The sequence below is a fragment of the Streptomyces sp. NPDC031418 genome, from assembly GCF_055581605.1.
On sequence record NZ_JBVIJC010000019.1, the window covers coordinates 80,121 to 105,373 of the forward strand.

Annotated in this window: 20 protein-coding genes and 1 riboswitch; of the genes, 2 read left to right on the forward strand and 18 right to left on the reverse strand. The window is 72.4% G+C overall.

Annotated elements, in window-relative coordinates; all coding sequences use genetic code 11:
* Positions 1 to 55: 55 nt before the first annotated feature.
* From ACZ5CZ_RS26920 to ACZ5CZ_RS26985, 14 genes are all read right to left on the reverse strand, one after another.
* Complete coding sequence (locus ACZ5CZ_RS26920) at positions 56 to 1,348, reverse strand: class I SAM-dependent methyltransferase (protein ID WP_468946712.1); 1,293 nt, start codon at positions 1,346 to 1,348, stop codon at positions 56 to 58.
* Between the two features lie 212 nt (positions 1,349 to 1,560).
* Positions 1,561 to 2,943 carry an NAD(P)/FAD-dependent oxidoreductase gene (locus ACZ5CZ_RS26925; protein WP_385844893.1) on the reverse strand — a complete coding sequence of 461 codons (1,383 nt, stop codon included), beginning with the start codon at positions 2,941 to 2,943 and terminating at the stop codon, positions 1,561 to 1,563.
* Positions 2,944 to 3,387: 444 nt separating this feature from the next.
* Positions 3,388 to 4,329, reverse strand: a complete 942-nt coding sequence (locus ACZ5CZ_RS26930; RefSeq protein WP_450790691.1) for a Ppx/GppA phosphatase family protein — start codon at positions 4,327 to 4,329, stop codon at positions 3,388 to 3,390.
* Positions 4,326 to 4,877: a DUF501 domain-containing protein gene (locus ACZ5CZ_RS26935; RefSeq protein ID WP_385844896.1), complete on the reverse strand. Its 552-nt coding sequence runs from the start codon at positions 4,875 to 4,877 to the stop codon at positions 4,326 to 4,328. Before ACZ5CZ_RS26935 ends, ACZ5CZ_RS26930 begins: the two co-directional genes overlap by 4 nt.
* A gap of 96 nt (positions 4,878 to 4,973) precedes the next feature.
* Positions 4,974 to 5,450, reverse strand: a complete 477-nt coding sequence (locus ACZ5CZ_RS26940) for an FtsB family cell division protein (RefSeq protein ID WP_385844897.1) — start codon at positions 5,448 to 5,450, stop codon at positions 4,974 to 4,976.
* Between the two features lie 155 nt (positions 5,451 to 5,605).
* Positions 5,606 to 6,886 carry a phosphopyruvate hydratase gene (gene eno / locus ACZ5CZ_RS26945; protein WP_385844899.1) on the reverse strand — a complete coding sequence of 427 codons (1,281 nt, stop codon included), beginning with the start codon at positions 6,884 to 6,886 and terminating at the stop codon, positions 5,606 to 5,608.
* Between the two features lie 413 nt (positions 6,887 to 7,299).
* Positions 7,300 to 8,010 carry a transglycosylase family protein gene (locus ACZ5CZ_RS26950; protein ID WP_450790686.1) on the reverse strand — a complete coding sequence of 237 codons (711 nt, stop codon included), beginning with the start codon at positions 8,008 to 8,010 and terminating at the stop codon, positions 7,300 to 7,302.
* A 3-nt stretch (positions 8,011 to 8,013) separates the two neighbouring features.
* A riboswitch (cyclic di-AMP (ydaO/yuaA leader) is annotated at positions 8,014 to 8,186 on the reverse strand.
* A gap of 182 nt (positions 8,187 to 8,368) precedes the next feature.
* A complete protein-coding gene (locus tag ACZ5CZ_RS26955) occupies positions 8,369 to 9,496 on the reverse strand; it encodes a transglycosylase family protein (RefSeq protein WP_468946725.1) in 1,128 nt (375 codons plus the stop codon).
* Between the two features lie 178 nt (positions 9,497 to 9,674).
* Entirely contained in the window at positions 9,675 to 10,991 is a 1,317-nt protein-coding gene (locus tag ACZ5CZ_RS26960; RefSeq protein ID WP_468946727.1) for a cytochrome P450 family protein, read from the reverse strand.
* 103 nt (positions 10,992 to 11,094) lie between these two features.
* Entirely contained in the window at positions 11,095 to 12,120 is a 1,026-nt protein-coding gene (locus tag ACZ5CZ_RS26965) for a nucleoside triphosphate pyrophosphohydrolase (RefSeq protein WP_385844905.1), read from the reverse strand.
* Positions 12,121 to 12,254: 134 nt separating this feature from the next.
* Positions 12,255 to 12,908, reverse strand: a complete 654-nt coding sequence (locus ACZ5CZ_RS26970; RefSeq protein WP_385845053.1) for a SurA N-terminal domain-containing protein — start codon at positions 12,906 to 12,908, stop codon at positions 12,255 to 12,257.
* Positions 12,909 to 13,077: 169 nt separating this feature from the next.
* Positions 13,078 to 14,571, reverse strand: coding sequence for a serine/threonine-protein kinase (locus ACZ5CZ_RS26975; protein ID WP_385845054.1), 1,494 nt, complete (start codon positions 14,569 to 14,571; stop codon positions 13,078 to 13,080).
* A 38-nt stretch (positions 14,572 to 14,609) separates the two neighbouring features.
* Positions 14,610 to 15,254, reverse strand: coding sequence for a hypothetical protein (locus ACZ5CZ_RS26980; RefSeq protein WP_468946731.1), 645 nt, complete (start codon positions 15,252 to 15,254; stop codon positions 14,610 to 14,612).
* A gap of 184 nt (positions 15,255 to 15,438) precedes the next feature.
* Positions 15,439 to 17,625: an N-6 DNA methylase gene (locus ACZ5CZ_RS26985; protein ID WP_468946733.1), complete on the reverse strand. Its 2,187-nt coding sequence runs from the start codon at positions 17,623 to 17,625 to the stop codon at positions 15,439 to 15,441.
* 321 nt (positions 17,626 to 17,946) lie between these two features.
* Here ACZ5CZ_RS26985 and ACZ5CZ_RS26990 point away from each other — a divergent pair, with 321 nt between their 5' ends.
* Positions 17,947 to 18,672: a hypothetical protein gene (locus ACZ5CZ_RS26990; protein ID WP_468946736.1), complete on the forward strand. Its 726-nt coding sequence runs from the start codon at positions 17,947 to 17,949 to the stop codon at positions 18,670 to 18,672.
* Between the two features lie 47 nt (positions 18,673 to 18,719).
* Here the strand turns inward: ACZ5CZ_RS26990 and ACZ5CZ_RS26995 are convergent, their stop codons facing one another.
* Entirely contained in the window at positions 18,720 to 19,466 is a 747-nt protein-coding gene (locus tag ACZ5CZ_RS26995) for a GNAT family N-acetyltransferase (protein WP_385844910.1), read from the reverse strand.
* Positions 19,467 to 19,519: 53 nt separating this feature from the next.
* Positions 19,520 to 20,197, reverse strand: coding sequence for an HNH endonuclease family protein (locus ACZ5CZ_RS27000; protein WP_385845056.1), 678 nt, complete (start codon positions 20,195 to 20,197; stop codon positions 19,520 to 19,522).
* Between the two features lie 281 nt (positions 20,198 to 20,478).
* On the opposite strand from ACZ5CZ_RS27000, the gene ACZ5CZ_RS27005 reads away from it, so the two are divergent.
* Positions 20,479 to 21,249, forward strand: a complete 771-nt coding sequence (locus tag ACZ5CZ_RS27005; protein WP_468946739.1) for an SDR family NAD(P)-dependent oxidoreductase — start codon at positions 20,479 to 20,481, stop codon at positions 21,247 to 21,249.
* 82 nt (positions 21,250 to 21,331) lie between these two features.
* Here the strand turns inward: ACZ5CZ_RS27005 and ACZ5CZ_RS27010 are convergent, their stop codons facing one another.
* Positions 21,332 to 21,691: a MerR family transcriptional regulator gene (locus ACZ5CZ_RS27010; RefSeq protein WP_468946742.1), complete on the reverse strand. Its 360-nt coding sequence runs from the start codon at positions 21,689 to 21,691 to the stop codon at positions 21,332 to 21,334.
* A 19-nt stretch (positions 21,692 to 21,710) separates the two neighbouring features.
* Positions 21,711 to 25,244, reverse strand: a complete 3,534-nt coding sequence (gene mfd, locus ACZ5CZ_RS27015) for a transcription-repair coupling factor (protein ID WP_468946745.1) — start codon at positions 25,242 to 25,244, stop codon at positions 21,711 to 21,713.
* Positions 25,245 to 25,253: the final 9 nt, after the last annotated feature.

Here is a 25,253-nt window from a genome sequence, read left to right on the forward strand (position 1 = left end):
GACGGGAAAGGGGGCCCCTGGGCAAGGGGCCCCCTTTCCCGTCGTACCCAGAGGGTCAGGCGGTCCAGGTGCGGGTCCGCAGCGGCAGCCCGGGGGCGCCGGAGTCGGGGGTGCGGATCGCCAGGACCTGGTTGACGCCGATGCGGTTGCGTTCGAAGGCGAGCGCGCAGGCGGCCATGTACAGCAGCCAGACCCGGGCCCGGCCGGGGCTGGTCAGGCCGACCGCGCGGTCCCAGCCGGCCTCCAGGTTGGCCACCCAGCGGCGCAGGGTGCGGGCGTAGTGCTCGCGGATCGCCTCCACGTCCCGGACCTCGAACCCGGCCCGCTCCAGCTGGGTGACGGTGGTGCCGACCGGGGCGAGTTCGCCGTCGGGGAAGACGTAGGCGTCGATGAACGCGTCCACCTCGTAGGCCGCTTCGTCGCGCTGGGGGCGGCGGGCGATCTGGTGGTTGAGCAGCCGGCCGCCGGGCTTCAGCAGGGCGTACAGCTGGCGCGCGTACTCCAGATAGCGTTCGGCGCCGACGTGTTCGGCCATGCCGATGGAGGAGATCGCGTCGTAGGGGCCGTCCACGACGTCCCGGTAGTCCTGGACCCGGATCTCCACCCGGTCGGTCAGTCCCTCGTCCGCGACGCGCTTGCGGGCGTACGCGGCCTGTTCCTGCGACAGGGTGATCCCGACGACGCTGACGCCGTGCTCACGGGCCGCATGGATGGCCATCGAGCCCCAGCCGCAGCCGACGTCCAGCAGCCGCTGACCCTCCTTCAGGCCCAGCTTGCGGCAGACCAGTTCCAGCTTGTCGCGCTGGGCGGACTCCAGGGTTCCGCCGTCCTCCCAGTAGGCGCAGGAGTACACCATGGAGGGGCCGAGGACCAGCTCGTAGAAGTCGTTGCCGACGTCGTAGTGGTGGCTGATGGCCCGCTTGTCGGTGCGCCGGGTGTGCAGTCCCCGGCGGGGCCGGCGGACCTCCTCGCCCGGCGGGGCGGGCGGCACCGGCGGGCCGGCGAGCTTCAGCAGCTCGCGGCCGGCGGCCCGGACGGCGGGGTCGCGCAGGGTCTGGAGGAGGCCGGGCGCGTCCTCGTCGCGCTCCCAGACCAGCCCGGCCATCGCGTCCAGCGCGGTGTACAGGTCACCCTCGATCTCCAGGTCCCCGGCCACCCAGGCGCGGGCCAGGCCCAGTTCGCCCGGCTTGAAGAGCATGCGGCGCAGGGCGCGCCGGTTGCGTACGACGAGCGCCGGCGCATCGGCCGGCCCCGCCTCGGAGCCGTCCCAGGCCCTGATCCTCACCGGGAGCGGGGCTCCCAGCAGCTGCTCGGCAAGACTCCTCAGCCGCGACGCGGCGTCGGCCATGGCACACCTCCAAGACGACGATCCCGGATGCCGGTTGGCACGTAAACACCCGGAGCCCTCATTCGTAGTCCCGCACCGGGCCGACTGGCCGTTTCCTGCCAGGGACGCGCCGCACGAGTATCCCCGGGAACGCCGAAGGACCTCCTGCACCACGGATGGCAGGAGGTCCTTCGGTTGGTTCGGCCGTACGGCCGTTCAGCGACCGGGGGAGGTCAGGAGGCCTTGGCCTTCGCCTCGGTCTTGCCGGCGGCGGCGACCGGCGCCGGCTTGGCGGCCTCGTAGAACTCCTCGCGCGGGTTCTCCATGGCGCCCAGGGAGACGACCTCGCGCTTGAGGAACATGCCGAGGGTCCAGTCGGCGAAGACGCGGATCTTGCGGTTCCAGGTCGGCATCGCCAGACCGTGGTAGCCACGGTGCATGTACCAGGCGAGACGGCCCTTGAGCTTGATCTTCATCTTGCCCATGACGATCATCGCCACGCCCTTGTGCAGGCCGAGACCGGCCACCGCACCCTTGTTGGCGTGCGAGTACTCCTTCTGCGGGAAGCCCCGCATGCCGGAGACCACGTTGTCGCCGAGGACCCGGGCCTGGCGCAGCGCGTGCTGGGCGTTCGGCGGGCACCAGGCGTTCTCGTTGCCCGCCTTGCGGCCGACGAGGTCCGGGACCTGTGCGTTGTCACCGGCGGCCCAGATGTAGTCCGTGCCCTTGACCTGGAGGGTCGGCTCGCAGTCCACGTGGCCGCGCGGGCCGAGCGGCAGACCGAAGCGGGCGAGGGCCGGGTTCGGCTTGACGCCGGCGGTCCACACGATGGTGTTGGCGTCGACCTCGAGGCCGTTCTTCAGCACCACGTGGCCGTCGACGCAGGAGTCCATGGAGGTGGAGAGGTAGATCTCCACGCCCCGGCTCTCCAGGTGCTCCTTGCCGTACTGGCCGAGCTTGGGGCCGACCTCGGGCAGGATCTTGTCGGCGGCGTCGACGAGGATGAACCGCATGTCCTCACGGGACACGTTCTTGTAGTACTTGGCCGCGTCGCGGGCCATGTCCTCGACCTCGCCGATGGTCTCCGCGCCCGCGAAGCCACCGCCGATGAAGACGAAGGTGAGCGCCCTGCGGCGGATCTCCTCGTCGGTCGTGGAGTCGGCCTTGTCCAGCTGCTCCAGCACGTGGTTGCGCAGGCCGATGGACTCCTCGATGCCCTTCATGCCGATGCCCTGCTCGGCGAGGCCGGGGATCGGGAAGGTGCGGGAGACCGCGCCCATGGCGATGACCAGGTAGTCGAAGGGCAGCTCGTACGCCTCGCCCACCAGCGGGGCGATCGTGGCGACCTTGCGGTCCTGGTCGATGGTGGTGACCCGGCCGGTGAGGACCTCCGCCTTCGGCAGCACGCGTCGCAGCGGGACGACGACGTGGCGAGGGGAGATGTTGCCGGCGGCGGCTTCGGGGAGGAAGGGCTGGTAGGTCATGTACGACCGGGGGTCGACGACCGTGACGGTCGCCTCGCCGTAGCGCATCTTCTTGAGGATGCGCCGAGCTGCGTACAGGCCTACGTACCCACCGCCTACTACGAGGATCCTGGGACGCTCCGTGGTGCTCATGGCATCGAGTATCCACCCGCCGGGAGGGGGTCGCTCGTGCGCCCCTTCACAAGGTCCGACAGGGCCTGTGCTACACTCCCCGACCCGCGTGACGCAGATCATGGTGCGCTCGGGGAACCGTGAACCGGTTCGCCCCGTTGTCAATGCCGCGTGAGCTGCCTCTCCGGGCACTCGGGGGGTGCGTGAGGGTGTCGGAACACCCTCGGAACGCACCGTTCCGAGGCCTTCTCTCGCCTGTCATCTGAACATGTTCAAACGGCTCTTGACCCCCCGGAAGGGCCATACAGCACCCCGCGGCGGCCCGCCAGGGGGCAATATCTTGTGAAGAACTTCACGAAGGTTCCCGGCGGCTTGTCACCGAGGGGCCCCGCAGGGCCCCTCGAAGTCGCTCAAACGTTATCCGACCTGCTCAGCCGACGGCTACTGGCCGGTAACAAAAGAGAGCTACGCCACCGACCACGCGGTCCCGTCGAGGATGTCGTGCTCGCTGACGATGACCTCCTCGGCGCCGATCCGCTCCATGATCGCGAGCAGCACCAGGGCGCCCGCCCCGATGACGTCCACCCGCCCCGGATGCAGCGAGGGGATCGCCGCGCGCTCGGCGTGCGTCGAGCGCAGCAGCCACTCGGTGATCTCCCGGACCCGCTCGTAGCCGACCACGGAGTGGTGGACGCGCTCGGAGTCGTACTCCGGCAGCTCCTGGGCGATCGCGGAGACCGACGTGACCGAGCCGGCCAGGCCCACCAGGGTCCGGGCCTCGCGCAGCGGGACCGTCTGCTCGGCCAGGTCGAGCGCGGCCTCGATGTCGGCCCTTATCGCGGCGATCTGCTCCTCGGTCGGCGGGTCGGTCACCTTGCCGTCCCGCACCAGGTGCCGCTCGGTCATCCGGACACAGCCGATGTCCACGGACCGTGCGGCCCGGGCGTGCTCCTCGCCGACCACGAACTCCGTGGAGCCGCCGCCGATGTCCACGACCAGATACGGCCTGGCGAGGTCGTCCCGGCTCTTCAGGTCCTTGGTGGCGCCCATGAAGGAGTACTCGGCCTCCTGGTCGCCGCTGATGACCTCCGGCTCGACCCCGAGGATGTCCAGCACGCCGCGCACGAAGTCGTCGCGGTTCTCGGCGTCCCGGGAGGCCGAGGTCGCCACGAAGCGGAGCCGCTCGGCGCCGTGCTTCTTGATGATCTCCGCGTACTCGCGGCACGCGGCGAACGTCCGCTCCAGCGCCTCGGGCGCGAGCCGGCCGGTGCGGTCGACGCCCTGGCCGAGCCGCACGATCGTCATCCGCCGGTCCAGGTCGACCAGTTCACCGGTGGCCGGGTCGGCGTCCGCGACCAGCAGACGGATCGAGTTCGTACCGCAGTCGATGGCGGCGACACGGGTCACTTGTCCTCCCCCTCGGTGTGTTCGGGCCCGGCCTGGCCGAGCGTCACGCAGGCGCCCTTGCGCCACCACTCCGGCAGCATCGCGAGCGCCTCGTCGCCGAGCGGGTTCACACCCGGCCCGGCGGCCAGCGAGTGGGCCACCAGGACGTGCAGGCACTTCACCCGGTCCGGCATGCCGCCCGCGCTCGGGAAGCCCTGGAGCACCTCGATCTCGTCCCGGCGCCGGATGTAGTCCTCGTGCGCGGCCCGGTAGGCGGCGGCCAGCTCCGGGTCGCTCTGGAGCCGCTCGGACATCTCCTTCATCACGCCGTTCGCCTCCAGCGTGCCGATGGCGGAGGACGCCTTGGGGCACGTCAGGTAGTACAGCGTCGGGAAGGGCGTGCCGTCGGGGAGCCGGGGAGCCGTCTCCACGACGTCCGGCTGACCGCACGGGCAGCGGTGCGCGATGGCCCGAAGGCCCCGCGGCGGGCGGCCCAGCTGCTGCTTGAAGGCCTCGACGTCCGCGTCGGTGGGCTCGGTGCGCGGAGTGGGCGGCGGAGGCGTTTCCATGACTGCTTTCGAAAGACTTTCTGTCGGTGGCCGGCCGAGGACGTGTCGTCGGTGGCCGGCCGATGGCCGAGGCTGCTGCTCAGCCGACGGTACCGGTCACTGGTCGGAGGCGTCGGACTTGTCGATCCCGTCCCAGACGTTCGCGTACCAGGGCCGGTGGGCGGCGCGCAGGTCGGTGCGGGACTGCCGGGCCGCGCCGGGGTCGACCACCACGTACCCGGTCTCGCCGGGCATCACGTAGTGCAGCCGCCGCCGGATCTGCTGCTCGGCGTAGGAGTCGTCCTGCCAGCGCGCCTTGAGGTCGCGCAGCTGCTCCACGCGCTCGCGCGCCTGTTCCTGCTGCCGCTGGAGGTCGGAGATCTGGGCGCGCTGGGAGACGTACTGCCGCATCGGGTACGCGAGGGCGACGATCAGCGAGCACAGCACCAGCGCGAGCAGCGCCGCCCGTCCGGTGAGCCGGGAGCGGCGGGCCTGCCGTTTGGTCTGGGAGCGGTAGACCCGGGCCGCGGTCTGCTCGCCGAGCAGCCGCAGCCTGGTCGCGGTGGAGAAACGGTCCCGGTCCTTCACGGCCATCTGGCGTACCGCCTCCCCTTGTCTGTCGCCTGCTGCTCGCACACGTGCGTACGTCCCCGGACACGGTACGGGACCGGGTACGGGGACGTACGTACGACTGGCGAGGACTTAGCCCCTACTGGCTCAGCCCTCTGCCGGCTCGGCTGTCTGCCGGCTCAGCCCTTGAAGCGCGGGAAGGCGCTGCGGCCGGCGTACACCGCGGCGTCGTCGAGGATCTCCTCGATGCGCAGCAGCTGGTTGTACTTGGCGACGCGCTCGGAGCGGGCCGGGGCACCGGTCTTGATCTGGCCGCAGTTGGTGGCGACGGCCAGGTCGGCGATGGTGACGTCCTCGGTCTCGCCGGAGCGGTGGGACATCATGCACTTGAAGCCGTTGCGCTGGGCCAGCTCGACGGCGTCCAGGGTCTCGGTCAGCGAGCCGATCTGGTTGACCTTGACCAGCAGGGCGTTGGCGGTGCCCTCCTCGATGCCGCGGGCGAGGCGCTCGGGGTTGGTGACGAACAGGTCGTCGCCGACCAGCTGGACCTTGTCACCGAGCTTGTCGGTGATGGTCTTCCAGCCGTCCCAGTCGTCCTCGAACAGCGGGTCCTCGATGGAGACCAGCGGGTACGCCTCGACCAGCTCGGCGTAGTACTCGGTCATCTCGGCGGCCGAGCGGTTCTTGCCCTCGAAGACGTAGGAGCCGTCCTTGTAGAACTCGGACGCGGCCACGTCGAGGGCGAGGGCGATCTGCTCGCCGGGGGTGTAGCCGGCCTCCTTGATCGCCTCCAGGATGAGGTCCAGGGCCTCACGGTTGGAGCCGAGGTTCGGGGCGAAGCCGCCCTCGTCGCCGAGGCCGGTGGCCAGGCCCTTGTTCTTCAGGACCTTCTTCAGGGTGTGGTAGACCTCGGCACCCCAGCGCAGGGCCTCGGAGAAGGACTCCGCGCCGATCGGGGCGATCATGAACTCCTGGATGTCCACGTTGGAGTCGGCGTGCGAGCCGCCGTTCAGGATGTTCATCATCGGCACCGGCAGCAGGTGCGCGTTCGGGCCGCCCAGGTAGCGGAAGAGGGGGAGGTCGCTGGCCTCGGAGGCGGCGTGGGCGACGGCGAGGGAGACGCCGAGGATGGCGTTGGCGCCGAGGGAGCCCTTGTTGTCGGTGGCGTCCAGGTCGAACATGGCCTGGTCGATCAGGCGCTGCTCGGTGGCGTCGTAGCCGACCAGCTCGGGGCCGATCTGCTCGATGACGGCCAGGACGGCCTTCTCGACACCCTTGCCCAGGTAGCGGTTCGGGTCGCCGTCGCGGAGCTCGATGGCCTCGAAGGCGCCGGTCGAGGCGCCGGACGGGACGGCGGCACGACCCGTGCTGCCGTCGTCGAGGCCGACCTCGACCTCGACCGTGGGGTTGCCTCGGGAGTCCAGGATTTCCCGGGCTACGACGACGTCGATGGACGGCACGAGCATCTCCTTCTTGGATGTGACGCTGGAAGTGCGGGGCGGTCTGCCTTACGGCTGTGCCTTGCGACTAGAGCCTAACCGCCCCAGGGCCATCGGCCAGCCGACCGACCGGCCCGTGGACGGGGAAGGACACGCAGACGGTACCCATTGTTCACCGTCGGAACAAAGGGGGGTGCGGAAGAACAGCGGACGACGGCTCGGCAAAGAGGACGACGGCTCGGCAAAGAGCCGGGCCGGCCCGGAGTGGCCGAGGGCCGGTCATGGAAAAGCCCCGCCCCGGCGCGTACGGGGGAGAACGCGCCGGGGCGGGGGGCCCGCGGGGACGGGGGGTCGGCCCTCACCGGGGCTTCACTCGGCGACGAGTGTGGGGGGCCCGGTGGTGAGGGCGCTGTGGCTCTGCGCGGGGCCGCGGGTCACTTCAGGTGCAGCTGCTGGCCCGGGTAGATCAGGTCGGCGTCCGTGACGATGTCCTTGTTCAGGTCGAACAGCTTCTTCCAGCCGCCCTGGACGTGGTGCTTCTCGGCGATGGTGCTGAGGGTGTCGCCCGCGACGACCTTGTACTCGCCGTCGCCCTTCTTGACCTTCTTGCCGGTCGGCGTGGTCACGGTCTTGCTCGGGGACGGGGTGGTGCGCTGGGTGGAGCGGGTGGCGGCCTGCCCGTCGGTGGAGCGGCTGGTGGTGCCGGTGCTCTTGGTCGTGGAGCCGGTGCTCTTGGTCGTGGAGCCGCCGGCCGGGGCGGAGCCGTTGTACGGCGTGCTCGTCAGGCCCGTGCCGCAGACCGGCCAGGCGCCCTTGCCCTGCGCGGCGAGGACCTTCTCGGCGACGGAGATCTGCTGCGCCTTGCTGGCCTTGTCGGCGGTCGAGGCGTAGGCGGTGCCGCCGTACGCGGCCCAGGTGGAGGCGGAGAACTGGAGACCGCCGTAGAAGCCGTTGCCGGTGTTGATGGCCCAGTTGCCGCCGGACTCGCACTGGGCGACGGCGTCCCACTGGGAGGCGGTGGCGGCGGAGGCGTTGCCGGCCGCCATCAGCGGGGCGGCGACGGCGGCACCGGCGACACCGGCGAGTGCGACGGCGCGGACGGCCTTGGACGGACGACGGTGCTTGCCCTTGCCGGAAAACAGCATGGATCATCCCCTCACCGACGCCTGCGAGGTGAGCTGTCGGGTTCGGGCCGGTTGAGTTGCCCGGCCGCACTCCGCTTGCGCGGGGCGCGGCTTCACCCCAAGCCGGTTCCGGCCTCAACGGCCGGTCACGGCACCTACCTTGGTTCCCCCGCTCCTGCCTGCGGCGCTCGAAGCGACGACTGTTCCCGGGTGGCCGCTGGCAGGATTCGGCGTTGCGACCGCCGGGGCTCGCGGTGGCGAGCGGTCCTGACCGTAGACACGCGATCGGCGGAATTTCAAAGACGATCAGGGCTTCTGAGACTCATCCCACACTTTCGCCAAAACGGACATTAGCGATCAAGCGGGGCGTCAACTGGCCCTAATTTACGCCCGTTTCGGTACCGACTTTCAGCGTCTGACCGGCACTGATGTCGTTCGGGTCGGACCCGATGGACTTCTGGTTCTCGGCGTAGAGGGCATGCCATCCGCCGTCGACCCCAAGGGAGTCCGCAATGGAGGTGAGAGAGTCCCCCGCGCGCACGGTGTAAGTCTCCGGCCGACGGGAGGCATGGCGGCCCGAAGCGGCGTCGTTCTGATCGTTTGTCACGCTTTCGTCCGCACTGTCCCCACGGTGACGCCCGCCACTGCCGAGCGAACCGGTGTCCACCAGGCTCCAGGAGCCGGCGCTCTGCTGGGTCGGGTCCGGATCGTCCGCTTCCGGCGCGTCCGGGGTGGAAGTGTCGCTTTCCTTGGGGTTCTGGCTGCCGGTCGGCGCGGAGGTGCCCGGCTTCGGGGTGCCGCTCGGGGTGGAGCCGTGCGCCTTGCCGTGGTGCGCGCCGGAACCCTTGCCCGTACCCGAGGAGGGGGTCGAGGCGGGGTCCTGGGTCGAGGTGGAGGGGCCGGAGGAGCCGGCGCCGCCGGAGCCGGTGCCGCTGTCCGTGCCGGAACCGGAAGCCGAGCCCGTCGAGTCCGCCGAACCGGTCGAGCCCGTCGAGCCCGTCGTCGGGTCGGACGACGTACCCGAATCCGACGAGCCGGACGAACCGGAGCTGTCCGTGGAACCGGACGCGTCACCCGTGCCGCCGGAGCCACCGGAGCCGCCGACGCCCGTGTCGACGTCCACCGAGCCGGAGTTCGCGGTCAGCCCGGACAGCAGGGCGCAGGTGGCCCAGGGCGTGGTGCCCTTGTCGGCGAGGATCTTCTCGGCGACCGCGATCTGCTGCGAACGGCTCGCCTGGTCGGGGCTGCTGGCGTAGCGCGTGCCGCCGTATTTGGCCCAGTCGTCCTGGGATATCTGGAGACCGCCGTAGTACCCGTTGCCGGTGTTCGCGCTCCAGGAGCCGCCGCTCTCGCACTCGGCGACCTTGTCCCAGGTGGTTCCGTCGGCCGCGTTGGCGCTCGCGGCGCCGAGGAGCGGGATCGCGATGGCGGAGCCGGTCACTCCGGCCGCGACGAGGAGGGCCGGAGCCTGACGGGGGCGACGGTGACGACCGTTCCCGGAGAGCATGCGGAAGCCTTTCGTGCGACAACAGGAGCGGCGTGGCGGTTGGTGCGGGGCGCCACGCTGATGGGTGAACGTATCGGCAACGATCACTTGTCACAAGTTCATGCCGCGCAGATCACGTGAAGATCACAGAGCTGATGGTGTGTCACCTCGCCCCGCGGGGTATCGGGTCGGCCGGTGTTCAGGCGCGCGGCGTGAACTCCACCGGCAGGGTGCGCAGGCCCCGCATGATGAGCCCGCCGCGCCAGCGCAGCTCGGCCGGATCGGCCGCGAGCCGCAGGTCGGGCAGGCGGGTGAACAGCGTGGCGAGCGCGCTCTGGCCCTCCAGCCGGGCGAGCGGGGCGCCCAGGCAGTAGTGGATGCCGTGGCCGTAGCCGAGGTGCTGGTTGTCCCGTCGGCCGAGGTCCAGCACGTCCGGGTCGGCGAACCGCTCCGGGTCCCGGTCGGCGGCGGCGAGCACCACGAGCACCGGGTCGCCGGGGGCGATGTCCTGGCCGCCGATGGTCAGCGGCTCGGTCGCGAACCGCCAGGTGGCCAGCTCCACCGGGCCGTCGAAGCGCAGCAGCTCCTCGACACCGGTCTCCAGCAGGTCCCGTTCGCCGCGGGCCAGGGACGCCTGGAGCCGGGTCCGCTGGCCGGGGTGGGTGAGCAGCGCGTAGGTGCCGTTGCCGATGAGGTTGACGGTCGTCTCGAAACCGGCGAACAGCAGGATGAACGCCATCGCCGCGGCCTCGTTCTCGGTGAGGTGCTCGCCGTGGTCGGAGGCGCGGATGAGACCGGAGATGAGGTCCTCGCCGGGCACCGGCTCCGCGGGCAGCGCCGCGCGCTTCTTGTGGATCAGCTCGGCGAGGTAGCCGCGCATCTTCTTGACGGACCGCGCGACCCCGCCCCGGGGTCCGCCGCCGTGCCGGATCATCATCCCCGCCCAGTCCCGGAAGTCGTCCTGGTCCTCGCGCGGGACACCGAGCAGGTCACAGATGGCGTAGATGGGCAGCGGGAAGGCGAACTCGTGGATGAGGTCGGCCGAGCCCCGGGCCGCGAACCCGTCGATGAGGCGGTCGGTCAGCTCCTGCACCCGGGGCGCGAACTCGGCGACCCGGCGGGGCGTGAACGCCTTGCTCACCAGCCGGCGCAGCCGCGTGTGGTCCGGCGGGTCGATGTTCAGCAGGTGCGTCATCAGCTCGGCCTTGCGCTCCCCGGGGATACCGGTCTTCCCCTTGGCGTGCGCGGGCTCGTCGTGGTGCGCCGGGTTCTTGCTGAGCCGCTGGTCGGCGAGGGCCTGCTTGGCATCGGCGTACCGGGTGACCAGCCAGGCCTCGACCCCGCTGGGCAACCGGGTCCACCGCACCGGCGCGTGCTCCCGCAGCCACGCGTAGGCGGGGTAGGGGTCGGCGGCGAACTCCCAGCTGAAGAGGGCGGGAGGGGCGGGAGGGGGGACGGGTCCGGGGGTGCCGGGGGTGGCGTCGGGGGTGGTCGGGGGGTGGGGCAGCTCGGTCACCTCTCGACGGTATCCGGCTGCGCCCCCTTCCCCTCGCGCCTCCCCCTTGTGACGCCTTCTCCCCTGGTACGCCTTCTCCCCTTGTTGCACCTTCTCGTGCCTGTTACGCCTTCTCCTCCGGCAGTCCCTCCGCCGCCCGTATCGCGTCGCGGTAGACGCGGGCCGCCGCGCGCAGGGCCGCCTCCGGGTCGGTGCCGTTCGCCTCGGCGTGGGCGGCCAGGGCGAGGAGTTCATAGCCGACGCCCTCGCCCGTGGGCAGCGGGACGTCCAGGCCGGCCGTGCGGGCGCGGGAGGCGAGCTTGGCGGCGAGGGCCAGGCCGGGCTGGCCGAGCGGGACGCCCTCGGTGACCGAGTCGCGCTGCTTCTCCTCGGCCTTGGTGCGCAGCCAGTGCGCCTTGACGTCCTCCGGGGTCTCGGCCTTCTCGTCGCCGAAGACATGCGGGTGGCGGTGGATCAGCTTGGCGACGATGCCGCCGGCCACGTCGTCGATGGAGAACGGCGCGTCCGGGTGCTCCTCGGCGATCCGGGAGTGGAAGACCACCTGGAGCAGCACGTCGCCCAGCTCCTCGCGCAGCTCCACCCGGTCCCCGGCCTCGATCGCCTCGACCAGCTCGTACATCTCCTCGATGCCGTGCTTGGCCAGGCCCTCGTGGGTCTGCCGGGAGGACCACGGGCACTCGGCCCGGATCTGGTCCATCACCTGGACGAGGTCGAGCACGCGCGCGCCCGGCAGGTCGTAGGAGGCGGGCAGCAGCTCCAGCTCCGGCATGGCGACACGGCCGGAGCCGGCCAGCCGGGCCAGGCCGTCGGTGAGCGCGGGCTCGCCCTCGCCGGTCGCCACGACCACCACCGTCCGCCCACCCGCACAGGCGTCGACCAGCTCCTGTGCGGTGGGGGCGGCCTCGGCCACCGCTATCCCGGCCTCCCGCAGATAGGGCAGCTGCGGATGCGCGCCGTCCGCGCAGAGCACGGCGTCGGCGGCGTGCAGGGCCTGCCAGGCGGGCCAGGACAGCAGGCCGGGGGCGACCCGGTGGCTGGTGGTGAGCAGGACGACGCGACCGGGGCCGGCGGACCCCGCGGGGTCGGCGGCGGGGCCGGTGCCGGTGGCTTCGCGGATGGATTCGTTCACGATCCGAACGTAACCCACCGCGGAACCCGAGCGGATCCGGTTATCCACAGGGCGAAGGGATCCTGTGATCGTATGACCGGCTGGTGGTCCTCCGCGGCTCCTCCGCGGCTCCTCCGCGGCTCCTCGGCCGCGTCCTACGCCGTGAGCGGCTGTCCGCCCGACACCTCGGTGACCTCCCGCACCCAGGGCGTCTTCGCGTCCACCCGGCTGCTCTTCTGCACGTCCCAGGCGCCGTAGCGCGGGTTGAGGTCGACGTGGAGTTCCGCGGACGCCTTGGCCAGGGCCTTCCAGAAGGCGGGCTGGGAGGCGTCGGTGCCGAGCTTGGCGCCGAGCTTCTGCGCCTCCAGCCGGAGCCGCAGATTGTCGTCGAGACGGGCCGGCGCGATGCCGTACTTCTGGAGCCAGGCCGTCTCCAGCCCCTTGGCGCCGCCCGCCTGCTGCTCCAGCCCGGTGCGCAGCTGCTGGAGCTCCTTGGGGGTGACCGTGACGCCCTCGTCCTGCGCGGCCCGGTGCAGCACCCGGTCGAGCACCATGTTGTGCAGGGTGTCCCGGGTGAGGCTGCTGGTGGAGGCGAGAACCTGCTGGTACTGGCTCTCGTCCGGCACCGCGGCCCGCTGTGCCCGGCGGACCTCGTTGACGCGGCTCTCCAGCTGGGCGACGGTGATCCGCTGTCCTCCGACGACGGCGGCCGCGCCCGGATGCGCATCGTTTCCGCAGGCGGTCAGGAGGGGCGCCGCGGCGGCGATCGCGGCGGTGAGGACGAGCGCGGTGCGACGGCGGCGGTGCAAGGAAACCTCCAAGGGGAGATTGTGCGACGGTGCACAAAGTCTTGCGGTGATCGATGGTAGGCAGCGGCACTGCTCCGGCCAACCCATTCGACCAACGATTCACCACGACTTCGGGCACCGAATCGCCCGAGAAGGCTGGAACCAGCCGCACCACCCGCGGAGGCCGGAACTAGCCGCGCACCTGTCCGAGCCACTGGAGGGTGCGGCGGATGTCCGCGGCCAGCGGGTGGGCGGGGCCCTGGAGGCGCTCCACGTCCATCAGCAGGCGCGCGAGCGTCTCGTGCGCCGAGGGCCGGTCGCCGAGGGCGAGCAGCAGATGGCCGATGCGGCGCCGGACCTCGTGGGCGAGCTGCGGATCACCGGAGACGTACTGGTTCTCGTAGTACGGCAGCAGCGCGCGGTACTCGGCGAGCGCCGCCGCCGGCTCGCCCAGCTGCTCCAGGCACTGCGCGGCCTCGTAGCGGAAGCGCAGCGACTGCGGGTCGGCCTGGCCGGCCTCGGCGGCGCGTTCGTCGGCGAGCCGGCGCAGTTCGGGCAGTGCGCGCCGGTACTGGCCGTCGTCCATGAGCGTCGCGGCGTACTGCTTGCGCAGCGTGCGGACGACCGGGGAGTGCTCGCCGTGCTGTTCGGCGGCGGCGGGCAGGATCGCGCCCAGGATGTCCACGGCCTGGGTGATGCGCCCCTCCCCCAGCAGCCGCTTGACCTCGTCCACGGCGGCGGCGACATCGGGCTTGCCGGCCGCCGCGGGCGCCGGGGCCACCGGGGCGGGCTGCGGCGCGGGGGTCCGCGCACGGTCCGGCCAGGGGGCGTGCGGGCGCAGGAAGGGGCGGGTGGGGTCCAGCGGCGCCCCGGTGGGGGTCCCGCGCGCGGGCAGCAGCCGCTCCAGGTCCTCGTACACCTCCTGCGCGGACGCCGGCCGGTGCTGCGGGTCCTTGGCGAGCAGGCGCAGCACCAGGGTCTCGAGCGCCTCGGGGACCTCGGGGCGGATCCGGCGTACCGGCAGCGGGGGCTCGTACAGGTGCCGGTGCAGCACGCCCAGCGCCGTGGAGCCCACGAACGGCACGTCACCGCTGAGCAGTTCGTGCATCAGCACACCGAGCGCGTACAGGTCGGTGTACGGGCCGACCGCGCCGCCCATCGCCTGCTCGGGCGCCATGTAGGCGGGCGAGCCGATCGGCGAGCCGGTGTGGGTCAGCCGGGTGGTGTCGGTGTCCATGACCGAGGCCACGCCGAGGTCCAGGACGGTGACCGTGCCGTCCTGCTTCACCATCACATTGCGCGGCTTGAGGTCCCGGTGGACGATCGGCACGGCGTGCACGGCGCTCAGCACAGCGCACAGTTGCGCGGCCACCGCGACCGTCCACTGCCACGGGTACGGGTCGTGCTCGGCGAGATGGTCGGACAGGTCGGCGCCGTCGACGTACTGCATGACGAGGAACAGCTCCTCGCCCTCGCTGCCCGCGTCATGCACCGTGACCAGGCCCGGATGGTCGACCTGCGCGGTGACCCGGCACTCGCGCACGAACCGGCGGCGCAGCTCGTCCGCCTCCTGGCCCGCCACCTTGTCCGGGCGCAGCAGCTTCACCGCCACGCGCCGGTCCAGCCGCTGGTCGTACGCCGTCCACACCTGGCCCATGCCGCCCTGCCCGATGAGCGTGGACAGCTCGTACCGGCCGGCGACGACACGTCCGGTCGCCACGCTCACCGTCCGCCCTCGGGGTGGCCCTCGGGGCGGCTGTCGTGCTTGCGCAGATAGTCGCTCAGCTCGTCCAGCTCGGCCCGCACCTGGTCGATCCGCGCGGGGGCCGGACGCTGCGGCGGCCCGGGCACGGGGGCCACCGGGCCCACGGGGCCTACCGGTGCTGCGGGTCCCACCGGCACGGGCGGCGTGACCGGCGGAGCCGGAGCAGCGGGAACGCCCGGCGCGAGGTACGGGACCGTCGGGACCGTCGGGCCCGGGTAGCCGTACGCCTGCGCCGGCCGCTGTGCCGCGTACGCCTCCTGCCACAGCCCGTAGTGGCGGATCTCCGCCGCCAGGTAGTACGCGATCGTGCCCACCAGGGTGCCCAGCAGGAGGATCATGCCCGCGTTGCCCCGGACGGTGGTGATCTCGTCGCCGGGTTCGCTGCCTATCAGCGCGGTGCTGACGATGTCGGTGACCAGGACGGCCCCGAACAGACACCAGTCCAGCACCCGGCGCGTGACGATCGCCAGCCGCAGCAGCATCGCCCAGGACAGGAAGCCGATGCTGAGGATGCCGAGCCCGACGAACAGCACACGCAGGATGACCAGCCACGCGGTGTGCGGCGGCTGTTTCACCGGCTGTCCGAGGCCGTGGCCTTGCATGGCTGCTCCTGTTGCCTTCAGCGGGCGTGCGGTTCCGCCGGCGCGGGCCGCGCGGGCGGGCAACGCCGGTCGTGCGATTGTCGCTTCGAGCATATGGCCCGACACGGACAACCGGTCCGCGTTGTACCGAACCGTTGTCCGGGGCTCTGTCCGGGGCTCCCACGGCGGAACGGCCGGTCAGGGCTCAGTCGGGCGCGACCGTGCCGTCGGTGAGCCCGTCGTACATCCCGCGCACCAGCTGCTCCCCGAGCCGGCTCGCGTGCCGCAGCGCCCGCTCGAACTCGTCGAGCGCCCGGAACCGCGCCCCGTAGCGCCGTTGTTCGTCCAGCGGGAGCCGGGGCAGCTGGAGCCGGCGCACATCCAGCCGGGTCGCGGTGGACGCATAACTGCTGGCCTGGCGGTTGTTCGCGGTACCGCGCAGGAACCCGGCCAGGAACCACGGATCGAGCGCCGTGCGGTCCGGGCGCAGCAGCACGAGGTTGCGCCCCAGGGCGGCGCCCCCCGTCGCCTCGTCGATCACCCGCGCCACCGAGCCGCCGCCCAGCACCGGTACGACGACGTCGCCGGGCTCGGTCAGCACGGCCTCCTCGTCGCTCTCGGGCAGCGTTCCCGAGGGCGCCGATCCCGCGAGCACGTCATGGTCGGTGAGCACCGGCACGCGCGCGTGGCCGCCGTTTCCGCCGGTGCGCATCACCAGTGCGCCCCCGCGCGCGAGTTCGCCGATGGTGGTGAGCGGCCACCGCGCGGGCGGCGCCGGATCGGCCGGGGGCGGGGTGAGGTCGGTGGTCAGGCGCAGGGTCTCGCCGAGGCGCTCGCGCACCGCCGCGAGCTGCTCCGCGCCGTCCGCCACCACCGGCGGCAGATGGCGGGCGGGGGCGAGGTCCACGTCGTCGTCGAGGAGTTCGATGACCGGCACGGAACGGGCCAGCCCCGGACGCTCCTCCAGCCGCCCCGCGCGCGCGAAGGTCCGCCACGCGTCCAGCACGGCCTCGCGCACCGCCTCCCAGTCCGGGCCGCCGCGCCCCTCCCCGGCGAACCTCCCCGAGTCCACGAGCAGCACCTCGGGCGCCGCCGGCAGCCGGTCGGGCCGGCGCAGCACCCACAGGTGCAGCGGGATGTTGTACGGCGGTGCCGCCCCGACCGGCAGCGCGACGACGGCCCTGAGCGCGCCCCGGCGCAGCAGGTCCGCCCGGATCCGGCGCCCGGAACGGCGGGACGCGGCGGCCGGCGGCATCAGCAGTACGGCGCTGCCGCCGTCGGCGAGCCGGGCCAGCGCGTGCTGCACCCAGGCCAGCTCGGACTCGGTGCGGGCCGGGAAGCCGTACTCCCAGCGGGGGTCGTAGGCGAGTTCGTCGTGGCCCCAGTTGCGCTCGTTGAACGGCGGATGGCACAGCACGGCGTCCGCGCGCAGCTCCGGGTAGGCGTCGGCGCGCAGCGTGTCACCGGCGGCCCCGCGCACGGCGGCCCGGGAGTGCAGCGCGAGCCGCAGCGCGGTGAGCGCGGCCAGGTCGGCTGCGCTGTCCTGGGCGTACAGCTCCTGGTCGGGGCGGACGTCCACGGCACGCAGCAGGGCGCCGGTGCCGCAGGCCGGGTCCAGCACGGTACGGGCGGGACCGGCCAGGTCCGCCATGAGCCGGGCCAGCTCGGCCGGGGTCAGCGTGTACTGCCGCGGGTTGGCGTCCAGGTGCCGGCCCAGCAGGAACTCGAAGGCCTGCCGCGCCCCCGTCTCCGCGGCCAGCTCGGCGGCGCCCCGGAGGAGGGGGACGGAGGGGAGGAGCTGGGGGCCGGTGGGGACGCGAAGGGCGGGGGTGGCGTGGACGGCGGGGGCGGCGGGGGCGGTGTGAACAGTCGCCGGGGCGTTCACAGCCGGCGGGGCTGATAGGGGGTTCACAGCCAAAGGGGCCGAGACGGCGTTCACACCCTGCATATCGCGCGGGGCGTTCACAGCAGCTTTCCCCGATGCGGCGTTCACAGCACCCCCGAAGCGCGGCGCCAGCACCTGCTCCAGCGCGCCGGGCAGCATCGCCGCGAGACGCTCGTCGGAGCCGGCGCTCGCGTCGAGCCAGACGGTGGGGCGTTCATGGATCAGCAGCAGCGCGCACCCGGCGTGCACCAGCGCCGTCACCGGACCCTCCGGATGGCCGGCGAGCTGCTGCCAGACGCGTTCCCGCAGCGGGACCTCGGCGAGCTTGCCCTGCCTGCGCAGCCAGGACTCGACCTCGGCGAGCGCGAAGGAAGGGCTGGTCTCGGTGCCGCCGACGGGCTTGGGGAAGTCGGCGTGGCGGCGGCGCCAATTGCTGACGGCGGCCCGGCCCACTCCGGCGAGCCGCGCGATACCGGCCGCGGTCACCTCTGTCGCGCTGTCCTGCACCGGCCACACTCCCCTCGTCCCATGTGTGCGCCGAGCATACCGACGTACGCAAGATCGAAGCATTCACGCCGTGTACACACCCAACCCTGTGAACCGTGTTGACTCGGTTCACAGGCTCTGATCTTATTGACCCAGCGAACGAGCGGTCACCCGAGTGGGGCGGCCGCCGCTCTGGGAGGGGGTTCGCAGGGGCACCGCAGCCCTGTGTCATGCTCCTGTGGCCCCGGGCCCCGGCCCGGCACCCCTTCCCCCACCCCCCGCGCCCGTACGGCATGCCGTACGCACTCCCCCGTACCACCGAACCGCTCGAAGGACACCCCGATGCGTCTCCCGTCCCGTGCCGTCACGCTGCTCGCCGTCGCCGCGATGCCGTTCGCTCTCTCCGCCTGCTCCGGCGGCTCGTCCTCCGGCACCGGTGCGAGCGCCGGCCAGGGCAAGGCGAAGACTGCCGCCGCCGCTCCGCTCACCGGTACCCAGCTGAAGAAGGCCCTGGCGCCCGCGTCCTCGTTCCCCGCCGGTTTCACCATGGCGTCCGACGGTGCCGTGGACAGCGGCGGCCAGCTCCAGGACCAGGCCGCCCGGAAGTCCGGCAAGCCGGACTGCACCCGGCTGGAGGGCACGTCCTGGATCCAGGTGACCGGCTTCCAGGGCGGCCGCTCCTTCGCCCAGAACGACTACTCGAACAAGGCCAAGACCGAGACCCTGGCGCAGGAGATCGACGCCTTCGACGGCACCACGGCCCAGTCGGTGATGAAGGCGGTGCAGTCGGTCGCCACCCAGTGCGCCACCTTCACGGACACCGACGCCCACGCCAAGGTCAACGTGACCAGCAAGGCCACGGCCGGCCTCGGTGACGAGGCCTACACCCTCACCGAGAAGAGCGCCGCCTGGCAGAACGGCACCACGCTGATCGCGGCCCGCTCCGGCAAGACCGTGGTCACCGTGCTGTCCACGGCGGGCAGCGACAACGGGGCCGCCTCGGCGAAGAAGCTGGCCACCGAGATCCTGGCCTCCCTCAAGAAGATCGAGGGCGCCAAGTCCGCGTGACCCGGGGCGGCCAGGCAGCCGCCTGACCCCATGGATGCGGCACCCTGTCAGCGCAGGGGGTGCCGCATCCACACGTTGGGCTCGACATAGACGGCGTAACCGCGCTCCGGTTCGCAGCGGACCGGGACCAGCGCGCCGGGCACCTCGACGTCTCCGGGGGTGTCGAAGGGCAGCCCGGTCCAGCGGCGCCACTCGGCGAGCGAGCCGCCGACGGTCATGGACGCCGGGGCGACGGAGTCGATGACGGCGCCCGCGCGCGCGTGCACGCGCAGCCACGGGTCCTCGGGCAGGCCGTCCGGGCGGGTGCGGTGCGCGTACTCGGCGATCGGGGTGTGCGGTTCCCGGTGCTTGGCGCTGGGCCGGACGGGCGCGACGACCTCGCGGAAGCCGCGGTCGCGGGCGCCCTCGCGCATCGCCGACAGCAGGACGGCGGACAGGCCCCGGCCCTGGGCGTGCGGGGCGACGGTGACCGAGATCGCGCTCACCGTGTCCGGGCGGGTGCCGCGGCGCAGGTCGGCGAAGGCCCAGAGCAGGATCTGGTCCCAGCCGCGCTCGGGCAGGGTGTGCCGGCCGTCGACGCCGAGGGCGAAGGGCACGCTGTAGGCGTGGGCGACGATGTCGCCGTGCTCGTCCTCGGCGAACAGCACGTATTCCGGCAGTTCGACGGGGATGCGGCCGTAGTGGGCCGTGCCGACGGGGTCGTTGGTCACGAACTCGGGCCAGGTGTCGGCCATCCGCTGGACCGCCGCCAGCCGGTCGGGCCGCTCGGCGATGCTGCTCACCTTGATGTGCATGGCGGCCACGGTAGGCAGCGCGAGCGGGGCCCGGCCAGTGAATTCCGGCGGGTTCAGCGGGCCCGGAAGCGGTCGGGGGCCTTGGTGGGGTTGCCGCCGGTGGGCAGTTTCTGGTCCGGGCAGGCGGCGAGGACCTTCTTCATGGCGGCCTTCTCCTGGGCGGTCACCCACAGGCCGTACTTCTTCTTGACGGCCACCTGGGCGGCGACATAGGTGCAGCGGTAGGCCGGGTTGGGCGGGAGCCAGTCGGCGGCGTCGCCGTCTCCCTTGCCGCGGTTGGCGCTCGCGTCGACGGCTATGAGGTTGAGCGGGTCGTTGGCCAGGGCGATGCGCTTGCCGGGGTCCCAGTACCGGGCGCCCGTCTGCCAGGCGTCGGACAGGGCGACGACATGGTCGATGTCGACCTGGCTGCGGCCGCGCCGGTAGGTGATGTCCTTGCCGGAGTAGGGGTCGGAGTCCAGCAGCCCGTAGGTGACCTTGCAGGTGCCGCCGCTGAACCGCACGTTCTTCAGGTCGCGTTTGAGTATGTCGTCGCGGGTGTCGCAGGAGTTGGCGTCGGTGTCCGCCCAGGCCGTGCCGAACCGGGCCCGGGAGTAACCGGTCTTGGCTGCGCGAGCCTTGACGGGCAGCGCGTCGGCCGCCGCCAGCGCGGCACCGCCGCCCCCGCCCCGGCCCGGCCCGGGCGCCCCCTTGTCCTGCCCCGACGTACAGCCGGCCACGGCGACCAGCATGGCTACGGCGGTGACCGCCCCGGCCCTCAGACGCGTCACGGTGCGCTCCCCTTGCCTGCCCGGGTCCGCCCCCGGTGCAGGCGGATCGTTCCGCCCACCACGGTAACCGGCCTGTCGTCTCCGGGAGATGGGGCGCAAAGGGATGATTACGGTGCAAGTCAGGCGCGCGATGGCGCACTTGGTGCCGTGCGGGGAGAGCGAGGCCGGCCCGCCCGCGCGCCCGCTCGCCCCTCGCTGCCGGCGCCGGTGCTTGACCCTGACACCAGCGTCAGGGTCCGAGGATGCGTCACATGAACGAGACCGCATCCGCCCCGGGTTCCCGTACCGTCCTCGTCACCGGCGCCGGTACCGGCATCGGCCGCGCCACCGCTCGCGCGTTCGCCGCCGAGGGCGCCCGGGTCGTCGCCGTCGGCCGACGCCCGGCACCACTCGCCGAGACCGCCGACGGTCATCCCGGGATCAGCCCCCTGCCCGCCGACCTGACCGCCGAGGACAGCCCCGAGACCGTCGTACGCGCCACGCTGGAGCGGTACGGCCGGATCGACGTCCTCGTCAACAACGCCGGCGTCGTCACCGGTGACTCGCTGCGCGGATACACGCGCGCGTCCGTACGTCCACTGCTGGACACCAACCTGCTCGCCCCCGTCCTGCTCACCCGCGCGGCGCTCCCCGCGCTGGAGGAGAGCCGGGGTGTCGTGGTGAACGTGACGACCTCCGTCGGGCAGCGCGCCTGGCCCGGCAACTCCCTGTACGCGGCGGGCAAGGCGGCCCTGGAGACGCTGACCCGCAGCTGGGCGGTGGAACTGGCGCCGCACGGGATCCGGGTGGTGGCGGTGGCCCCCGGCGCGATCGGGACGCCCATCAACGAGCACGCGGGGTACGGCCCCGAGCGGCTGGCCGCGGTGCGCGCCTGGCAGCTGGCGCACACCCCGCTCGGCCGGATCGGCCGCCCCGAGGAGGTCGCCTGGGCCATCACCCGGCTGGCCTCGCCCGAGGCGTCGTTCGTGACGGGTGTCGTCCTGCCGGTGGACGGCGGCGCGGTAGTCGCCTGACCCCTCATGGCATCCCGACCGCCGGTCCGGTAACGGCATCCCGACCGCCCGCCCGGTCACGGCATCCCGACCGCCCGCCCGGTCACGGCATCCCCGCGCCCGCCTCCCGCAGTGCCGTCGCCAGCCGGTCCCGGACCGCCGTCTGTGCCGCTATGCGCGCGTCCAGTACCGCGAGCCGGTCGCGGGCGATCCGCAGCCCCTTGGCAGAGGGTGGGCCGGCGGTGACGTCGCCGTCCAGGCAGGGCAGGAAGACCCGTACGTCGTCCAGGGTGAGGCCCGCCTCCAGCAGTCGGCGGATGTTGCGGACGCGGACGGCCGTACCGGTGTCGTACTCGCGGTAGCCGTTGCACGCGCGCGTGGCGGTGATCAGGCCCTGCTGCTCGTAGTGGCGCAGGGCGCGCGGGGTCGCACCGGTGGCCTTGGCCAGCTCGCCGATCCGCACCCGCGCCCCCGCCCCTCGCTCAGGAGCCCAGGACCGAGGCGAGGAACTCCCCGACCCACGCCAGCAGTTCGCGGCCGACCAGCGGCTTGCCGCCGACCTTCGCGGTCTTCGGGCGGGGTACCAGCACCTGGTGCGCGGTGGGCTTGATGACCGTGCCCGGATAGAGCCGCTTGAGCCGCAGCTCCTGCGACTCGCGCAGCTCCACCGGGGCGAAGCGGATGTTGGTGCCCTGGAGCACGATCTCACCGACGCCGCACGCGCGCGCGAGCATCCGCAGCCCGGCCACCAGCAGCAGGTTCTCCACCGGCTCGGGCAGCTTGCCGTAGCGGTCGGTGAGTTCCTCGCGGACGGCCTTGACGTCCTCCTCGGAGTTGGCGGAGGCGATGGACCGGTACGCCTGGAGGCGGAGCCGCTCGCCGGGCGCGTAGTCGTGCGGGACGTGCGCGTCGACGGGCAGCTCGATCTTGACCTCGAGGGGGGCTTCCTCCTCGATCTCCCCGGTCTCCAGCTGGCGCCGGTAGTCGGCGACCGCCTCGCCGACCATCCGGACGTACAGGTCGAAGCCGACGCCCGCGATATGGCCGGACTGTTCGCCGCCGAGGAGGTTTCCGGCGCCGCGGATCTCCAGGTCCTTCATGGCGACGTACATGCCCGCGCCCATCTCGGTGTGCTGGGCGATGGTCGCCAGGCGCTCGTGCGCGGTCTCCGTGAGCGGCTTCTCCGGCGGGTAGAGGAAGTAGGCGTAACCGCGCTCCCGGCCCCGGCCGACGCGGCCGCGCAGCTGGTGCAGCTGGGACAGGCCGAAGGTGTCGCCGCGCTCCACGATCAGCGTGTTGGCGTTGGAGATGTCGATGCCGGACTCGACGATCGTGGTCGAGACGAGGACGTCGAATCTCTTCTCCCAGAAGTCGACGACCACCTGCTCCAGCGCCGCCTCCGACATCTGGCCGTGGGCCGTCGCGATCCGCGCCTCGGGGACGATCTCGCGCAGCCGGGCCGCCGCGCGGTCGATGGACTCGACCCGGTTGTGGATGTAGAAGACCTGGCCCTCGCGCAGCAGTTCGCGGCGGATGGCGGCGCCGATCTGCCGCTCCTCGTACGGCCCGACGAAGGTGAGCACCGGGTGCCGCTCCTCCGGCGGGGTGGTGATCGTGGACATCTCGCGGATGCCGGTGACCGCCATCTCCAGGGTGCGCGGGATCGGGGTCGCGGACATGGTGAGCACGTCGACGTTGGCGCGGAGCTTCTTCAGCTGCTCCTTGTGCTCGACGCCGAAGCGCTGCTCCTCGTCGACGATGACCAGCCCGAGGTCCTTGAACTTGGTCTCGGAGGAGAACAGCCGGTGGGTGCCGATGACGACGTCCACCGTGCCCTCCTTCAGGCCCTCCAGGACGGCCTTCGCCTCGGTGTCGGTCTGGAACCGGGACAGCGCCTTCACGGTCACCGGGAACTGCCCGTACCGCTCGGAGAAGGTGCCGAAGTGCTGCTGCACCAGCAGGGTCGTCGGCACCAGGACGGCGACCTGCTTGCCGTCCTGTACGGCCTTGAAGGCGGCCCGCACCGCGATCTCGGTCTTGCCGTAGCCCACGTCGCCGCAGATCAGGCGGTCCATCGGGACCGACTTCTCCATGTCCTCCTTGACCTCGGCGATGGTGGTGAGCTGGTCGGGGGTCTCCGCGTACGGGAAGGCGTCCTCCAGCTCGCGCTGCCAGGGTGTGTCCGTGCCGAAGGCATGGCCGGGGGCGGCCATCCGCGCGCTGTACAGCTTGATCAGGTCGGCGGCGATCTCCTTGACCGCCTTCTTCGCGCGGGCCTTGGTCTTCGTCCAGTCCGCGCCGCCCAGCCGGTGCAGGGTCGGGGCCTCGCCGCCGACGTACTTGGTGATCTGCTCCAGCTGGTCGGTCGGGATGTACAGCCGGTCGCCGGGCTGGCCGCGCTTGGCGGGCGCGTACTCCACGACCAGGTACTCGCGGGTGGCGCCCTGCACGGTGCGCTGCACCATCTCGATGTAGCGGCCCACGCCGTGCTGTTCGTGGACGATGTAGTCGCCCGGTTCCAGGGTGAGCGGGTCGATGGTCTTGCGGCGGCGGGCCGGCATCCGGGCGCCGTCGCGGCCGGCGGTGCGCTGGCCGGACAGGTCGGTCTCGGTGAGCACGGCGAGTCTGAGCGCCGGGTCCACGAAGCCGTACTCGATCGAGCCGCAGGAGACGTGCACCACCGAGGGGCCCGGTTCGCCGAGGTCGGCGTCGAGCCGGGCGGGGATGCCCTCGCCGCCGAGCACCTCCACGGTGCGGGCGGCCGGGCCGTGGCCCTCGGTGACGAACACCGCGCGCCAGCCGTCGGCGAGCCAGCCCTTGGTGTCGGCGAGCGCCCGCGCGGTGTCGCCGCGGTAGGCCTCGGGTGCGTGCATGCCGAGCTTGAGGGTGTCCGGGTCGCCCGCCGCGTCGGCGGCGAACGGCGAGACGGACCACCACATCATGTCCAGCTCGCGCGCGCGGTCGCGGATGTCGGCGATGGACCACAGGGAGGCCGCGCCGACGTCGATGGGGGCCTCGCCGCCGCCCGCGGTGGCCGCCCAGGACGCCTGGAGGAACTCCTGGCTGGTGGCGACGAGGTCGGATGCGCGGGTGCGGACCCGCTCCGGGTCGCAGACGACGGCCATGGCGCCCTTGGGCAACACGTCGACCAGCAGTTCCATGTCGTCCACCAGGACCGGTGCGAGGGACTCCATGCCCTCCACCGCGATGCCCTCGGCGATCTTGCCGAGCAGTTCGCCCAGCTCCGGGTGTTCCTCGGCGAGCGCGCGGGCGCGTGCCCGGACGTCGTCGGTGAGCAGCAGTTCGCGGCAGGGCGGCGCCCACAGGCCGTGCTCGGCGACTTCGAGGGAGCGCTGGTCGGCGACCTTGAAGTAGCGGATCTCCTCGACGTCGTCGCCCCAGAACTCGATGCGCAGGGGGTGTTCCTCGGTGGGCGGGAACACGTCCAGGATGCCGCCGCGCACGGCGAACTCGCCGCGCTTCTCGACCAGCTCCACGCGTGCGTAGGCGGCGGCCGCGAGGGCTTCGACCACAGCGCCCAGCTCGGCGGTCTGGCCCGTGCGCAGGGCCACCGGCTCCAGGTCGCCGAGGCCCTTGACCTGCGGCTGGAGCACGGAGCGCACCGGTGCCACGACCACCGAGACGGGGCCGGTCTCGGGGTCGTCGGGGCTGGGGTGGGCGAGGCGGCGCAGGACGGCGAGGCGGCGGCCCACGGTGTCGCTGCGCGGGCTGAGCCGCTCGTGCGGGAGCGTCTCCCAGGCGGGGTACTCGACGACGCCCTCGGACGGCAGCAGGGAGCGCAGCGCGGCGGCCAGGTCCTCGGCCTCGCGGCCGGTCGCGGTGACCGCCAGGACCGGGCGGCCGGCCTCGCGGGCCAGGGCGGCGATCGCGAAGGGGCGGGCCGCGGGGGGTCCGACGAGGTCGACGTGCATGCGGTTGCCGTCCGCGGCCGCCTTGATCGCTTCCGCGAGGGCGGGGTCCTTGACGACGGCGTCGAGCAGACCGTGCAGGCTCATGGGGGCTTT

What these genes read in the sequence shown, in the direction of transcription:
- mfd (WP_468946745.1), bottom strand. Translation starts at nt 25,244, where the DNA reads ATGAGCCTGCACGGTCTGCTCGACGCCGTCGTCAAGGACCCCGCCCTC.
- ACZ5CZ_RS26920 (WP_468946712.1), bottom strand. Translation starts at nt 1,348, where the DNA reads ATGGCCGACGCCGCGTCGCGGCTGAGGAGTCTTGCCGAGCAGCTGCTG.
- ACZ5CZ_RS26955 (WP_468946725.1), bottom strand. Translation starts at nt 9,496, where the DNA reads ATGCTCTCCGGGAACGGTCGTCACCGTCGCCCCCGTCAGGCTCCGGCC.
- ACZ5CZ_RS26980 (WP_468946731.1), bottom strand. Translation starts at nt 15,254, where the DNA reads ATGCAAGGCCACGGCCTCGGACAGCCGGTGAAACAGCCGCCGCACACC.
- ACZ5CZ_RS26925 (WP_385844893.1), bottom strand. Translation starts at nt 2,943, where the DNA reads ATGAGCACCACGGAGCGTCCCAGGATCCTCGTAGTAGGCGGTGGGTAC.
- ACZ5CZ_RS27000 (WP_385845056.1), bottom strand. Translation starts at nt 20,197, where the DNA reads ATGCTGGTCGCCGTGGCCGGCTGTACGTCGGGGCAGGACAAGGGGGCG.
- ACZ5CZ_RS26990 (WP_468946736.1), top strand. Translation starts at nt 17,947, where the DNA reads ATGCGTCTCCCGTCCCGTGCCGTCACGCTGCTCGCCGTCGCCGCGATG.
- ACZ5CZ_RS26940 (WP_385844897.1), bottom strand. Translation starts at nt 5,450, where the DNA reads ATGGCCGTGAAGGACCGGGACCGTTTCTCCACCGCGACCAGGCTGCGG.
- ACZ5CZ_RS26995 (WP_385844910.1), bottom strand. Translation starts at nt 19,466, where the DNA reads ATGCACATCAAGGTGAGCAGCATCGCCGAGCGGCCCGACCGGCTGGCG.
- ACZ5CZ_RS26950 (WP_450790686.1), bottom strand. Translation starts at nt 8,010, where the DNA reads ATGCTGTTTTCCGGCAAGGGCAAGCACCGTCGTCCGTCCAAGGCCGTC.
- ACZ5CZ_RS26935 (WP_385844896.1), bottom strand. Translation starts at nt 4,877, where the DNA reads ATGGAAACGCCTCCGCCGCCCACTCCGCGCACCGAGCCCACCGACGCG.
- ACZ5CZ_RS27005 (WP_468946739.1), top strand. Translation starts at nt 20,479, where the DNA reads ATGCGTCACATGAACGAGACCGCATCCGCCCCGGGTTCCCGTACCGTC.